Below are 13664 nucleotides of genomic sequence, written 5' to 3'. Positions count from 1 at the left end.
GAGTCCCGGCGGGACCGCCCGCCCCCACCTCTCACGACGGAGTGGAGCCGATGACCGAGACGGAGTCCCGCGCCCCGGCGGAAGCGAGGAGTGCCTCGCCCGGCGCCAACACGCAGCAGCCCCTCGGCAGGAAGGGCGTCTCCTCCGGTGACCGGGGCCGCACCACCATCGCCGACGGCGTCGTCGAGAAGATCGCCGGCCTCGCCGCACGAGACGTGGTCGGCGTCCATGCGATGGGCGGCGGCTTCGCCCGGACCTTCGGCGCGATGCGGGAACGCGTGCCCGGCAGTGCCAGGTCCGTCAGCCGTGGCGTCAAGGCCGAGGTCGGAGAGGTCCAGACGGCACTCGACCTCGAGATCGTCGTCGAGTACGGCTTCGCGATCCTCGAGGTCGCGGATTCCGTCCGCACCAACGTCATCGACGCCGTGGAGCGGATGACGGGCCTGGAGGTCGTCGAGGTGAACATCGCGGTCAGCGACGTGAAGCTGCCCGACGAGACCGACGACGAGGACGGAGAGCCGGGCAACCGGTCGCGTGTCCAGTGACGGGGTGGTCCACAGCGAGCGGAGGAGCACGGGATGAGCATGGCGGTGGTCGGCATGATCGCCGGGATGGCCCTGGGGTTCGCCGGCTGGTTCGGTGGGTTCGGGGCCTTCCTCCTGGTGGCGGCGCTCGGCGCCGTGGGGTACGTCGCCGGGCGCTTCCTGGAGGGTGACCTGGACGCCGGTGAGTTCTTCCGCGGCCGCGGCACGGGCGACGGCGGTCGGCGCAGGCCGCGGTGACCGGGCGCCGGCCCGCGGACACCGACGCCCCGGCGCGGCCCGTTCCGGCCGGGGAACGAGGAGTCACCTCGATCGCCGGCCGCGCAGTCGCCGGCATCGCCGAGCAGGCGGCCCGGGAGGCGCTCCGCTCCGGTCCCGACGCTGCGTCCGTGCCGCGGGGCGAGGGGAACCGCCCGCGGGCCGAAGCCGATGTACGGCGCGGCTCGGCCCGGGTGCGGGTCGTGCTCCGGCTCGGCTATCCGTCCGACATCGGCGGGCAGTGCGGCGCCGTGCGTCGGCACGTCGCCGAGCGGGTAGGTGAACTCACCGGAATGGACGTGACGGAAGTGGCGGTGCGGGTGGATCGGCTGCGTTCGGCACACCTGGACGGTGACGCCTCGGGGAGGACCCGGTGACGGACGAAGAACCGGGAGCACCCGGAGCAGACCACGACGACGCGACCACCCGGGGGACACCCACTCTGGAGAAGGCTTCCCGTACAGCCGGAGCCGCCGCCGACGACGCCCCGCCGGCCGGTGCCGGTGATCTGGACCAGGACCGTTCGGAGGCCGCCTACACCCCGCGCGGGGACGGCCGGGACGAGCGGGCGCGGCGCTTCTGGTCGACGCGGCGGCTCCCCGCCGCTCCGGTGGCGGCCGTCCTGGCCGCCGGCACGGGCCTGCTGCTGTACGACGTGGTGGCGGTGCGCCTGGACCGTCCCGGCATGAGATGGCGGCGCTTCCTCGCCGACGAGCTCGCCGCCCGCCCGCTGGACGACGTGTGGGTGCTGACGGGAGCCGTCGTCTCCGCGGTGCTCGGCCTGTGGCTGCTGCTGGGCGCCGTGACTCCCGGACTCCGCGGGCTGCTCCCGATGAGACGGGAACGCGCTGGGCTGCGTGCCGGACTGGAACGCTCCGCGGCCGCGCTGGTGCTGCGGGACCGGGCCATGGCGGTCGCGGGCGTCCAGGCGGTGCGTGTCCGGGTGGGGCGGCGCCGCGTCAGGGCGCGTGCCGACTGCCACTTCCGGGACCTCGACGAGGTCCGTGCCGATCTCGACGCCGCGCTGCGCGAGGGTGTCGGACAGCTCGGGACGGCGCGCCGCCACCGGCTGAAGGTGACCGTGAGGCGGCCGAAACGATGAGAGGGAGCGGCGTGCTGCGGATCGTCAACCGGGTGCTGCTGGGCGTGTTCGGGCTGCTGCTGCTCGGGCTGGGGCTGGCAGTCCTGGCCGGCGCCCTGGACCTGCGGCGCCGGTGGGGCTACGACCTCGGTTCGGGATGGCCGTGGGCCGGACCGGACGACGTGCTGCTCACCGACGCGGACCGTACCCGCTACCGGGCCGAGGGCTGGTGGTGGCCCGTCGTCATCGCCTCCTCGGCGGTGCTCGTGCTGCTCTTCCTCTGGTGGTTCCTCGCACAGCTGCGTCGGCGCAGGCTCGGCGAGGTCCTGGTCGACACCGGCGAGGGCGAGGGCGCCCTGCTGCGGGGCCGTGCGCTCGCCGACGTGCTGGCCGCCGAGGCCGAGTCGCTGCCCGGCGCGAACCGGGCCCGCGTGAGACTGCTGGGCCGCAGGGCCGCGCCGCAGGTGCGGTTGAACGTGCGGCTCGAACCGCATGCCGACCCCGTGACGACCCTCCGCCGCCTGCACGACGACGCACTGGAGGCCGCCCGCACCTCCGCGGGGCTCGACGCCCTCCCCGCCGAGGTGCGGCTGAGCGGACGACGTCACCGGGCCGAACGGGTCACCTGACGGTTCGCACCGCGTGGGCGTCACACGCCCGGACGGACCGGGGCGCCGTCACAGACCCCGCCGGGCCCCGCCGTCGACCGGGACGACCACGCCAGTCAGGTACGAGGCGGCGGGGGAGAGGAGGAAGGCCGCAGTGCGCCCGAACTCCTCCGGCGCGCCGTACCGACGCAGCGGGATGGCGCTCTCGCTCCGTCGCCGGGAGGCCTCCGCGTCGCCCCCGAGGGCGTCCAGCTCGCGCACCCGGTCGGTGTCGATGCGCCCCGGAGCCAGCCCCAGCACCCGGATGCCGCGCGGGCCGACCTCGTCCGCGAGTGTCTTCGCGTAGCCCGCCAGCCCCGGGCGCAGGCCGTTGGAGACGGTGAGGCCGGAGATCGGCTCGTGTACCGAGGCGGAGAGCACGAAACCGATCACTCCGCCCTCGTCCAGGGCGCCGGCAGCGGTGCGTGCGAGCCGGACGGCTCCCAGGAACACGCTGTCGAACGCGGCCTGCCACTGCTCGTCCGTGATCGACTCGGCCGGTCCGGCGGGCGGTCCGCCGACGCTCACGAGTACCCCGTCGAACCGTCCGAAGCGGGAACGCGCCGCCTCCACCAGGCGCCCCGCCGTCGCGGGGTCCGCGTTGTCCGCGGCGACCGGGGCTGCGGAGGCGGCGCCCAGACGCTCCGCGGCGGCGGAGGCAGCCTCCTCGGTGCGGCCGGTGACGACGACCTTCGCCCCTTCGGCGACGAGTTGTTCGGCGGTGGCGAACCCGAGACCCCGGGTGGCGCCCGTGACGACGAAGACGCGGTCCTTCAAGCCAAGATCCATGGCGCACAGTGTGACGCATCGGCGCCGTGCTCATTCCGGCGGGCGTGCGTCCCCGGCAGCTGCCGTGGGTACGGGCCCCGGGCCCGCGGGCGTGCCGCCGCTCCGCTGGGCGGGCAGCGCGCGGTCGCGGAGCTCGCGCCGGACCAGGATCGTCCAGCCCACGGGTACGGCCGCGGCGAACAGCCACCACTGCACGGCGTACGCCATGTGGGGCCCGATGCTGTCGTGATCCGGTTCGGGCAGCCGCTCGGGGCCGGAACCCCCGGGTTCGGGCGAGGAGGCCGTCAGTTGGACGTAGCCGTCCACGAGGGGCCGTCCGAGGGCTTTCGACCGGGTGTCGCTGTTGATCAGCATGACCTGCCGGTCGGGCAGTCCCGGTTTGTCCTTGATGCCGCTGGCCCGGGTGGTCTCGTCGGCCATGAGGCGCCCCGTGACGGTGACCCTGCCGCGCGGAGGCGGGGGGACGTCGGGAAACTCGGTGAGATCGCCCCCCGCCGGGATCCAGCCGCGGTTGACGAGCAGTGCCGCCCCGTCGGACCTGATCAGGGGCGTCAGCACGAAATAGCCGATGGACCGTCCGTCGGAAGCCGTGCGCTGGCGCACCACGACCTCGTCGTCCGTCGCGTAGTGCCCGGTCGCGGTGACGCTCCGGAACCAGTCCTTGCGGGCCGGGTCGCGGCCGACACCCGCCAGTTCGTCCACCGGGACGGGGCGCGCGGCGAGACTCCGTGCGACGAGCGTGTTGTGCTCCACCCGCGCCTGGTGCCGGTGCAGCTGCCAGAACCCCAGCTCGATCATCGCGGGGACGAGAGCCAGGGCGAGCAGTGTCAGGAGTACCCACTGCCGTGACAGCAGGAAACGCAAGCGGTACACGCCCACCGACGGTACCGGCAGCAGGTCAGCCTCCCGGGAGCGGGTCCGGCGCGGGGGCGACGTCCTCCAGCAGCCGGCTGAACTCGGGCTCGTCGATCACCGGGGTACCGAAGGTGTGGGCCCGGGTCACCTTGGCCGTCACCGCCCTGCGGTCGTTGCTCACCACGAGCGAGGTGCGTCGGGAGACACTGGTGGCGATGTGCAGGCCCGCATCGATCGCCCGGTCCTCCAGGAGTTCCCGCTCCGTCGAGGTGTCGCCGGAGATCGCCACCCGCATGCCCTGGACCAGCCGGCCGCCCGGCTCGAAGCGTCCGGGGTTGGGGTACGGGCAGGCAGGCCGCCTGCGGGAGGGGCGCCAGCCGACGGCGTACGGGCGGGGGCGTCCCGCACCTGCGGCTGCCTCGCCGTCGGCGGGCACGGACGGCGGCAGGCAGGCGAGCAGCGGCAGGCGCACACCCTCCCGTGCGGCCCGGTGGAGGCTGGGGCGGAAGGTCTCGGCGAGCACGCGTGCGTCGTCCAGCGCGTGGTGGGCCTGCTCCTGCACCACTCCGTAGTGCGCTGCCAGTGACTCCAGCCGGTGGTTCGGGAGGGGAAGTCCCAGTTCCTTCGCCAGCGCTATGGTGCACAGCCGGCGTCGGACCGGTGCCTCCCGGCCCGCGCGGGCGTACTCACGGGCGATCATCGACCAGTCGAAGAGCGCGTTGTGCGCCACGAGGACGCGGCCGGCGAGTCGTTCCGCGAGCGGTTCGGCGATCTCGTGGAACAGCGGCGCGTCCGCCAGCACCTCCGACGTCAGCCCGTGGATCCACGTCGGCCCCGGGTCGCGCTGCGGATTGACGGCGGAGTACCAGTGGTCCTGCATCTCCCCGCGGGCGTCGAGGCGATAGACGGCCGCGGAGACTATGCGGTCGTCCCGGCGGAGCCCGGTGGTCTCCACGTCCACCACCGCGTAGCCGTCGGGGTAGCCGGGAGGCCAGAACTCCTCGCCGGAACCGGCGGTTGCGGAGCCGTGGGCCGATTGCGCGGGCACCCGGAGCGTCCGCGTCCCCTCGTCCTGGCGCGCCGTCTGGTCTTCGAGCATGGTCACAGAGGATACGGGCCGGGGCTGACAGGGTCGCGACCCCGCCCGGGAACGGCGGCTGCTGACGCCCGGTCAGCGGCCGCCGTGCCCGAGTACCGGGCCGGGGCGGGCGGTCGGCCGTCCGCCCCGGGGTGTCACCGCCGGATCGCGTCCAGCGCGTCGACGACGCCCCAGCCGTAGAAGCTGTTGACCCGGTCGGTCCCGGTGCACTCGGCCGTCACCTCGCCGTCGCCGTCCGGGTCGTACGGGTCCTGCGGGCAACCGGGGTTGTCCGCTCCGACCTTCATCCGCCACTGGATCTCCCGCGGTGTGGCGTGCGGGTGCGCGCTCCTGAGGAGTGCCGCCACACCGGCGACGTGCGGTGCGGCCATGGACGTGCCCTGGAGGAAGGCGTACTCCCCGTTCGGCATGGTGGAGAGCACCCGCCCGTTGGTCGCTTCGCCGCCGGGGATCTGGTACTTGTCCCCGCCCGGTGCCGCCACGTCCACGACCCGGTCGCCGTAGTTGGAGTAGTAGGACTTCAGTGTGTGCGAACCGGTGGCCGACACGGTCACCACTCCGGGGAGCTGCGTCGGCAGGTCCAGGCACCGCGAGGGGTCCACCGTCCGCTCCACGGGAGTGGAGTCGTCCGGGCTGGTGTCGTCGAGGAGTTCGTCCGCCGCCAGGTCCTGGGCGGAGTTGCCCGCGGAGGCCACGTTGAGCACGCCGTGGTCCTCCGCGTAGGCGGAGGCCCGGCCCACGGCTTCCAGCAGTGCCGCCTGGTCCTCGTGCTCCGGGCAGTTGTAGAGCCAGGGGTCGGTGTAATAGCTGTTGTTCGTCACGTCGATGCCGTGCTCGGCCGCGAAGACGAAGGCGCAGACCACGGCCTCGGTGTAGAAGAGGCTGGTGTGCTGTTCGGCGACCTTGATGGAGGCCACGCGCACGCCGGGGGCGACGCCGGCGATGCCGACCCCGTTGCGCGGGGCGGCGATGGTGCCCGCGACATGGGTGCCGTGGTAGTGGCCGCCCTCCTCGAAGGGGCGCCACGCACCGCGCGAGGTGTCGGCCACGCCGCCCACGCAGCTGGCGGACTTCCCGCGGGCGAAGTTGCGCCGGAGATCGGGGTGCGTGTCGTCCACCCCGGTGTCGACGACCGCGACGGTGACGCCGCGTCGTCCGTCGCCGACGGCGTGGGCCCGGTCCGCCTTGATGGCCGGGAGGTTCCACTGCAGTGCCTCCAGCGGCTCCTCCGCGGCGGCTCCGGGGCGCGGCGCGCCGCCCGCCCCGGACCGGCGCTCGGCCAGGGCGGCCGCGCGCCCCTGCGGGTCCGGGAGGTACTGCGGTTCGCCGACGTCCGTCGTGGCCGCGGCCCGGAGCGGTGCGGTGCGGGTGGCTCCGGCCGAGTCGACGCCGTCGACGGTACGCATCCGGTCGGCGAAACCGGGCCGGGCCGAGTGGGCGACGACGACACCGATCCGGTCGTAGGTGGTCACGACGGTGCCACCGGCGTCCGCGACCGCTTCCTCCACCCGGCCGATCGTCGCCGCGTCGGTGCCGGTGTTGACGACGTAGCTGAAGGTGTCGCCCTCCGCCGCGGCCGGTTTCTGCTCGGCCAGAGCGGTCGACGCGCCGGGGAGCACGGCCAGTGCGGCGGTGAGCGCCAGGCCGAGGGGCACGGCCAGCACGTGTCGGCGGCGGGACAGTGGTGAGCGCATGGGTCTCCATCTCGATCGAATGGGGCGTCTTCGGAAGGAAGTTAGCCCTTTCGGGTGCGTTGTCGGGGTCGAACGCGAAAACCTGTCCGCTGTGCGGCGGGGTGTGCGGGTGTGCGTCTCCGCGTTTCCGGGTACTGCGGCTGATCGATACCAGGATCATCGGAGGAATCAACAGGGAACTGGAGTTCCTTCCTCCGTCCCGGCGTCGGAGGCACCGCCGTGGCCGGGCATGTTCAACGAACTGTTGACTGTCGGACTGCTCGCGTACGCTGCGGAGCACGCTGCGAGACAATGGAAGTCCCCGTGGAAGGGCCGCCCTCATGCTGCTCGACACCTACGACCGGGTCGCCACCGACCTGCGCGTGTCGCTCACCGACCGGTGCAACCTGCGCTGCACCTACTGCATGCCCGAAGAGGGACTCGCATGGCTCGCCAAGCCGCAACTGCTCGAGGACGACGAGATCGTGCGACTCGTCCGGATCGCCGTCACCCGGCTGGGGGTGACCGAGGTCCGCTTCACCGGCGGTGAGCCGCTGCTGCGGCCCGGACTGGCCGGAATCGTCGAGCGCTGCGCCGCTCTCGACCCGCGACCGGAGCTCTCGCTGACCACCAACGGCATCGGACTGGAGCGGACCGCGGGTGCACTGCGCGATGCTGGCCTCGACCGGGTGAACGTCTCCCTGGACACCCTCCGCCCCGACGTCTTCCAGCGCATGACGCGCCGCAAGCGGCACGCGGACGTGCTCCGGGGGCTGGAGGCCGCGCGGTCCGCGGGACTCGCACCGGTGAAGGTCAATTCCGTCCTCATGCCCGAGCTCAACGACGACGAGGCCCCCGAACTTCTCGCCTGGGCCGTCCGGAACGACTACGAACTGCGGTTCATCGAACAGATGCCGCTGGACGCCCAGCACGGCTGGCACCGCGACGGAATGATCACAGCGGGGGACATCCTCGCCGCGCTCCGTACACGCTTCACGCTCACCCCCGAGGGAGAGCAGGAGCGGGGTTCCGCACCCGCGGAGCGCTGGCTGGTCGACGGCGGCCCCCACCGGGTGGGGGTCATCGCCTCGGTCACCCGCCCTTTCTGCCGCGCCTGCGACCGCACCCGACTGACGGCCGACGGGCAGGTCCGCACCTGCCTGTTCGCACAGGAGGAGACCGACCTGCGCGGCGCGATGCGCGAGGGCGCGGACGACGCCACGGTGGCGCGCCTGTGGGAGCAGGCCATGTGGGGCAAGAAGGCCGGTGCCGGAATCGACGACCCCTCCTTCGTCCAGCCCGACCGCCCCATGTCCGCCATCGGCGGCTGAAGCCGCCTCGGGAGAGGGAACGTCAGGAGGCCCCGCCCTCCGGCGGCGTGAAGCCCTCCGGGTCCCGCTGCGCCGCCTCCCACTCCGGGAAGTGGACGACGTCCTTGAGGAAACCGCGCATGCCCAGGAACGAGGACAGGTGCTCCCTGTGCTCGTCACAGGCCAGCCACGTCTTCCGCCGGTCGGGGGTGTGCACCTTCGGGTTGTTCCACGCCAGCACCCACACCGCGGGCGCACGGCAGCCCTTGGCGGAGCAGATGGGGGTTTCCTGGTCACGCTCAGACATCACGCCCACCATCCAACACCACGAACGGAGGAACGCACAGCGACGCCGGGCGGCCACGGGGGGAGCCGCCCGGCGTCGGTCCATCGCTCCGACGGGGGGTGCGGAGCGCCCCTGAAGTATGGCACGCGGGCCCCGTCGCAGGGCACCGGAACCGCGTTATTCCCCGCACCTTTTCCCTTCGCTTTGCGCGCCCGCGGGACTCAACGATCCTCCGTGGAGCTTTCGTTGGGGTCATCGCGCCGTTCCTGCTGATCCCCTGGGCCGAGCACCGGGTGCGTGGGGCCGCCGGAGACGAAGGTCGACGGAAGGCCGGGGGCGCGCTCCCGGCCCGCATTGGCGATCACCACGGCCACGTACGGGAGCACGGCACCCAGCACCAGCGTGATCACCGCGAGGGGACGCTCCACGTTCCACAGCACCACCGTGAGGATCACCGCCAGCGTGCGGACGAGCATGGAGATCACATAGCGTCGCTGCCGTCCGCGCACGTCGTCGGCCAGACTCCGCCGCGCACCGGTGATCCGGTGGACCTCGGAACTCCCGCGCCTCCGCAGCACGCCTCACCCCTGACCTGGCCCGAGAACCTTGTGTCCCCGGCTCCTCCCACGGTACGCCGCACCCACCGGCACGACGAAGCCGACCGGGCGCGAGGGGCGTCGTGACGGGAGTCCTAGCGCCCGCTGACCCGTGCGAGCTTGCGGCCCGCCTTGAGGTAGACCGAACCCTCCACGCCGGCCTCCGCCAGCTTCTCCGCGACCACCTCGCCGAGCGGACGCAGGGCGTCCGCCTCCGGAAGCACCACCGTCTGCTGTCCCTCTTCGGTCTCCACCACCAGCCGCAGCGCCTTCTGCTTCGCCAGACGGCGCGCCGCGGAGGCGCTCGGCGTGAACTCCAGCACGCCAGTGAGCAGGGCCGCGATGCCCTCGCCGCCGTGCTCGCCCATGCTCAGCGAGGGCAGCGCCTCCACCTCCGTGAAGGACTTCTTCGAGAACTGGGCGACGAACCCGGCCCGGGCCCGCATGGCGGCCTCCCGTCCGTGAAGCGCCGCCACGACCTCTCCGGCCAGCACCTTCTTCAGGTCCATCGGATGCAGAGTGCGCGCCTCGACGCGGGCGAGGGCGGCGTCGATCTCCTGGTCCGTCCACTCGGTCCAGGCGCGCAGGTACGGGGCCATGAGGCGGTCCGGGATGGACATGATCCTGCCGAACACGTCCTCCGGCGTGGCCGTCAGCGCGATGTAGTTGCCCTTCGACTTCGACATCTTCGCGCCGCTGCCGTCGGTGCCCTCGATCAGCGGCATCGTCGCGACCAGTTGCGGCTGCTGGCCGTAGACCTCCATGATCTTGCGGCCCATCTGCATGTTCAGCAGCTGGTCGACACCGCCGAGTTCGATGCCCGCCTCGATCTCCGCCGAATCGATGGCCATCGCGACCGGGTAGATCAACTCGGACATCGTCAGGCCGGAGCCGGCCGCCAGGCGGTTGCGGAAATCCTCCCGCTGGAGCAGCTGGGACGCCGGGATCTGCGACAGGATGCCGATCAGTCGGGGCAGCGTGATCTCCTCGAGCCACTCGCTGTTGTGGCGGAAACGCACCTTCTCGAAGTCGAAGAACGGCCGCACCTGATCGCGGTACCCGGCGAGATTCCGCGCGATGTCCGCATCCGTCAGTGGCGGACGCTCGGCGGTCCGGCCCGACGGGTCGCCGATCTTGGCGGTGATGTCCCCGATGATCAGGGTGACCTCGTGGCCCATCCGCTGGAAGCGGCTGAGGACGATGATGGGCACCGCGTGCCCCAGGTGGATGTCGGTGGCTGTCGGGTCGATGCCCAGCTTCACGTGCAGCGCCCCGCCCGCGGCCCGCCGGGCCTCGATCTCCTCGGCGAGCTTCTCCTCCGACGGAAGCAGGTCCACCGTGCGGGCGGCGATCAGTGCCGCCTGCTCCTTCGCCGACAGGTCGCTCAGATCCAGGGACCGCCGCGATCCGGTCTCCGCGAGCAACTGCTCCACGGTGGAGTCGGAAGAGAGGTCCTGTGCCAGCAGGGTGCCGGCACGCTGCACGGAGTCGCCGAGGCGTGTCACGTCGGTTGCCTAACGGATCGGTGGTCGGATGGGCGCGGGGAAAGTCTATGCGGGAGCCGGGACAGCCGGATCAAACGCCCTGACTCACGGAACTCATGTGGAAGTCCGGCACCCGCAGCGGCGGCATCGCGGCCCGGGTGAACCAGTCGGACCACTCACGGGGGAGGGTGCGCTCGGTCCTGCCCGCCTCCGTCGCACGGGAGAGCAGGCCGACCGGCGACTCGTTGAAGCGGAAATTGTTCACCGCTCCGGTCACCTCGCCGTTCTCCACCAGGTACACGCCGTCCCGGGTCAGGCCGGTCAGCAGCAGTGTCGCGGGATCGACCTCGCGGATGTACCACAGGCAGGTGAGCAGCAGCCCCCGTTCGGTCCGCGCCACCATCCCGTCCAGCGAGACGTCGTCACCGCCCTCCAGGATCAGGTTGTCCACCGGCGGAGCCACCGGCAGGCCCGTCAGGGCCGCGCTGTGCCGCGAGGTGGGGAGGGCCCGCAGGTCGCCGTTCCGGATCCAGTCCGTCGGCCTCAGCTCCAGGCCGTTGTCGAAGACCGAGACGTCGTCCCCCGACGCGTGCGCCATCACGAAGGGAGCCGCCTCCAGCCCGGGAGCTCCGGGGTCGCTGCGCAACGTGAGCGGCAACCGCGCCAGGCGCTCCCCGATGCGGGTGCCGCCGCCGGGCCGGCTGAAGACCGTGCGGCCCTCCGCCGCGTTCCGCGCGCCGGACGACCACATCTGGTAGATCAGCAGGTCGGCCACCGCAGTCGGAGGCAGCAGCGTCTCGTACCGCCCGGCCGGCAGCTCCACACGGCGCGCGGCCCAGTCCAGCCGCCGCGCCAGCTCCTCCTCCAGTGCGGCCGGATCCACGTCCCCGAAGTCGCGCGTGCCGCGGCCCGCCCAGGCGGAACGGGAGCCGCCGTGCGACTTGGCGTTGACCTCGACCGTGCCGGTGGGCTGGTCGTGCCGCAGCCGCAGGCCCGTCGAGGTTCCGAGGTAGCTCGAGACCATCGAGTGCCCGGCGAAGCCGTACAGCTCCCGCTCGCCCGCACGGGCCCGGGCGAAAGCCTCTCCCAGGGCCGGCGCGAAATCCGCGAACACCTCGGAGGACGTCTCGTCGGGCGCGTCGGTGAAGCCGGCGGACGGGGCCACGTCCGCGACCAGCGGCTGAGCGTCCTCCGCCGGCCCGGCGTTCCGGGCGGCCTCTTCCGCCGCGCGCACCAGCGACTCCAGCTCCCCGGTGGTCACCGCGGACCGTGACACCACCCCGGACGCCGTGCCCCGGGCACCGTCGGCGGTCGCCACCACGGTGAGGTTCCGCCCCCGCGTCACACCGTTCGTGGTCAGTGCGTTACCGGCCCAGCGGAGGTTCGCCGTGGACGTCTCGTCCGCGAGGACCACGCAGCCGTCCGCCCGGGAGAGGTCCAGGGCACGCTCCACGATCTCGTGCGGCTTGTGCGCCCCGCTCATGCGCCTGCCTCCTGGCTGGTGTTGAGGATGTTCACGCGACGGAAGAGGGCCGAGGGGCAGCCGTGCGACACGGCCGCGACCTGGCCCGGCTGCGCCTTGCCGCAGTTGAACGCGCCTCCCAGCACGTAGGTCTGCGGACCGCCGACCGCATCGAGGGAGCCCCAGAAGTCGGTCGTGGTCGCCTGGTAGGCCACGTCGCGGACCTGGCCGGCGAGGCGGCCGTTCTCGATGTGGTAGAAACGCTGGCCGGTGAACTGGAAGTTGTAGCGCTGCATGTCGATCGACCAGGACCGGTCGCCGAGCACGTAGATTCCCCGGTCCACCCCGGCGATCAGCTCCTCGGTGGACGGCCCGTCCGGTGCGGGCCGCAGCGAGACGTTGGCCATCCGCTGCACCGGGACGTGGCCCGGCGAATCGGCGAACGCGCAGCCGTTCGAGCGGCCCATGCCCGTCAGTCTCGCGATCCTGCGATCCAGCTGGTAGCCGACCAGCGTGCCCTCCTTCACCAGGTCCCAGGACTGCGCCCGCACGCCCTCGTCGTCGAAGCCCACCGTCGCCAGCCCGTGCTCGACGGTCCGGTCACCCGTCACGTTCATCGCCTCGGAGCCGTACCGCAGCGACCCCAGCCGGTCGAAGGTGGCGAAGGACGTGCCCGCGTAGGCCGCCTCGTAGCCCAGCGCGCGGTCCAGCTCGGTGGCGTGCCCGACCGACTCGTGGATCGTGAGCCAGAGATTGGACGGATCGACCAGCAGGTCGTAGGTCCCGGCCCCGATACTGGGTGCGCGCATCTTCTCTGCCAGCAGCTCCGGGAGGCGCGCCAGCTCGTCGTCCCAGTCCCAGCCGGATCCCAGCGCGTACTCCCAGCCGCGGCCGACGGGAGGGGCGAGGGTGCGCATGGAGTCGAACCCGCCGGAGTCGGTGACGCAGGTCGCCGTCAGCTCCGGGTGCAGACGGATCCGCTGCTGGGTGGTGACCGTGCCGGCGGTGTCGGCGTAGAACTTGTTCTCCTGCACGGTCAGCAGACTCGCGTCGACGTGGCTGACCCCCTCCGCACGCAGCAGCCGGCCGCTCCAGTCGGCCAGCAGACCGGTCTTGTCGGAGTCGGGCACGTCGAACGGGTTCGTCCGGTACGAGGACACCCACGTCTGCTCGCCGTGCGCGGGTTCCTCCGCCAGTTCCACCCGCTCCGCCGATCCCGCGGCCCGGATGATCCGCGCCGACAGCCGCGCCATCTCCACCGCCTGTGCGGCGACCTGCGCGGCGGCGTCCGTGGTCAGGTCCACCCCCGCGGCGAAGCCCCACGCCCCGTCGTGGACGACCCGGACCGCGTAGCCGGTGTCCGTGCTGTCGGCCGAGCCGGCGGGTTTCCCGTCCCGCAGGCGCCACGCGGCGTCGCGGACACGCTCGCACCGGAAGTCGGCGTGGTCGGCGCCGAGCGCCCGTGCACGGGCCAGCGCCGCGTCGGCGAGGGCGCGCAACGGCAGCGCGAGAAATGACGGATCGATCTCCTGCTGCTGCCCCACCGGCGCCTCCCGCCCAGTCGCGTCTGTGCTGTGCATCA

General features: G+C 72.6%; 15 protein-coding genes. 6 read left to right on the top strand and 9 right to left on the bottom strand.

All coding sequences use genetic code 11. The features are described 5' to 3' along the window. Positions 1-50: 50 nt before the first annotated feature. The 5 genes from ACL06G_RS13645 (at position 51) to amaP (ending at position 2510) form a co-directional block, all read left to right on the top strand. Entirely contained in the window at positions 51-545 is a 495-nt protein-coding gene (locus ACL06G_RS13645) for an Asp23/Gls24 family envelope stress response protein (protein ID WP_412786029.1), read from the top strand. A gap of 33 nt (positions 546-578) precedes the next feature. Beyond that, entirely contained in the window at positions 579-782 is a 204-nt protein-coding gene (locus ACL06G_RS13640) for a hypothetical protein (protein WP_412786028.1), read from the top strand. Further along, positions 779-1177 carry an Asp23/Gls24 family envelope stress response protein gene (locus ACL06G_RS13635; RefSeq protein WP_412786027.1) on the top strand — a complete coding sequence of 133 codons (399 nt, stop codon included), beginning with the start codon at positions 779-781 and terminating at the stop codon, positions 1175-1177. Before ACL06G_RS13640 ends, ACL06G_RS13635 begins: the two co-directional genes overlap by 4 nt. A 65-nt stretch (positions 1178-1242) precedes the next feature. Next, positions 1243-1902 carry a DUF6286 domain-containing protein gene (locus ACL06G_RS13630; RefSeq protein ID WP_412786156.1) on the top strand — a complete coding sequence of 220 codons (660 nt, stop codon included), beginning with the start codon at positions 1243-1245 and terminating at the stop codon, positions 1900-1902. Further along, positions 1899-2510 carry an alkaline shock response membrane anchor protein AmaP gene (gene amaP, locus ACL06G_RS13625; protein ID WP_412786026.1) on the top strand — a complete coding sequence of 204 codons (612 nt, stop codon included), beginning with the start codon at positions 1899-1901 and terminating at the stop codon, positions 2508-2510. The genes ACL06G_RS13630 and amaP overlap by 4 nt, the downstream gene beginning before the upstream one ends. Before the next feature lie 48 nt (positions 2511-2558). Here amaP and ACL06G_RS13620 read toward each other — a convergent pair whose 3' ends face one another. The 4 genes from ACL06G_RS13620 to ACL06G_RS13605 form a co-directional block, all read right to left on the bottom strand. Next, on the bottom strand, positions 2559-3317 hold the full coding sequence (locus ACL06G_RS13620; protein ID WP_412786025.1) for an SDR family oxidoreductase: 759 nt from the start codon (positions 3315-3317) through the stop codon (positions 2559-2561). Between the two features lie 30 nt (positions 3318-3347). Next, on the bottom strand, positions 3348-4190 hold the full coding sequence (locus ACL06G_RS13615; protein ID WP_412786024.1) for an SURF1 family cytochrome oxidase biogenesis protein: 843 nt from the start codon (positions 4188-4190) through the stop codon (positions 3348-3350). Between the two features lie 25 nt (positions 4191-4215). Beyond that, positions 4216-5271 (bottom strand): DEDDh family exonuclease, encoded by a 1056-nt coding sequence (locus ACL06G_RS13610; RefSeq protein ID WP_412786023.1) that lies wholly within the window; start codon positions 5269-5271, stop codon positions 4216-4218. 134 nt (positions 5272-5405) lie between these two features. Next, complete coding sequence (locus ACL06G_RS13605; RefSeq protein ID WP_412835938.1) at positions 5406-6965, bottom strand: S8 family peptidase; 1560 nt, start codon at positions 6963-6965, stop codon at positions 5406-5408. Positions 6966-7285: 320 nt separating this feature from the next. Between ACL06G_RS13605 and moaA the strand changes: the two genes are divergently transcribed. After that, positions 7286-8275 carry a GTP 3',8-cyclase MoaA gene (moaA, locus tag ACL06G_RS13600; protein WP_412786021.1) on the top strand — a complete coding sequence of 330 codons (990 nt, stop codon included), beginning with the start codon at positions 7286-7288 and terminating at the stop codon, positions 8273-8275. A 22-nt stretch (positions 8276-8297) separates the two neighbouring features. Here moaA and ACL06G_RS13595 read toward each other — a convergent pair whose 3' ends face one another. The 5 genes from ACL06G_RS13595 to ACL06G_RS13575 form a co-directional block, all read right to left on the bottom strand. After that, complete coding sequence (locus tag ACL06G_RS13595) at positions 8298-8561, bottom strand: hypothetical protein (RefSeq protein ID WP_412786020.1); 264 nt, start codon at positions 8559-8561, stop codon at positions 8298-8300. Between the two features lie 200 nt (positions 8562-8761). Then, a complete protein-coding gene (locus ACL06G_RS13590) occupies positions 8762-9115 on the bottom strand; it encodes a DUF3099 domain-containing protein (protein ID WP_412786155.1) in 354 nt (117 codons plus the stop codon). Between the two features lie 116 nt (positions 9116-9231). Then, positions 9232-10641, bottom strand: coding sequence for a tyrosine--tRNA ligase (tyrS, locus tag ACL06G_RS13585; protein WP_412786019.1), 1410 nt, complete (start codon positions 10639-10641; stop codon positions 9232-9234). 70 nt (positions 10642-10711) lie between these two features. Continuing rightward, complete coding sequence (locus ACL06G_RS13580) at positions 10712-12103, bottom strand: metallopeptidase TldD-related protein (RefSeq protein WP_412786018.1); 1392 nt, start codon at positions 12101-12103, stop codon at positions 10712-10714. After that, on the bottom strand, positions 12100-13626 hold the full coding sequence (locus ACL06G_RS13575) for a TldD/PmbA family protein (protein WP_412786017.1): 1527 nt from the start codon (positions 13624-13626) through the stop codon (positions 12100-12102). The genes ACL06G_RS13580 and ACL06G_RS13575 overlap by 4 nt, the downstream gene beginning before the upstream one ends. Positions 13627-13664 lie beyond the last annotated feature (38 nt).

The sequence above is a fragment of the Streptomyces callyspongiae genome (assembly GCF_047200695.1).
In the GTDB taxonomy this organism is placed as follows: Bacteria; Actinomycetota; Actinomycetes; order Streptomycetales; family Streptomycetaceae; genus Streptomyces.
Note: the sequence above shows the minus strand (reverse complement) of the source record. Positions and strands in the feature narration are given on the sequence as shown.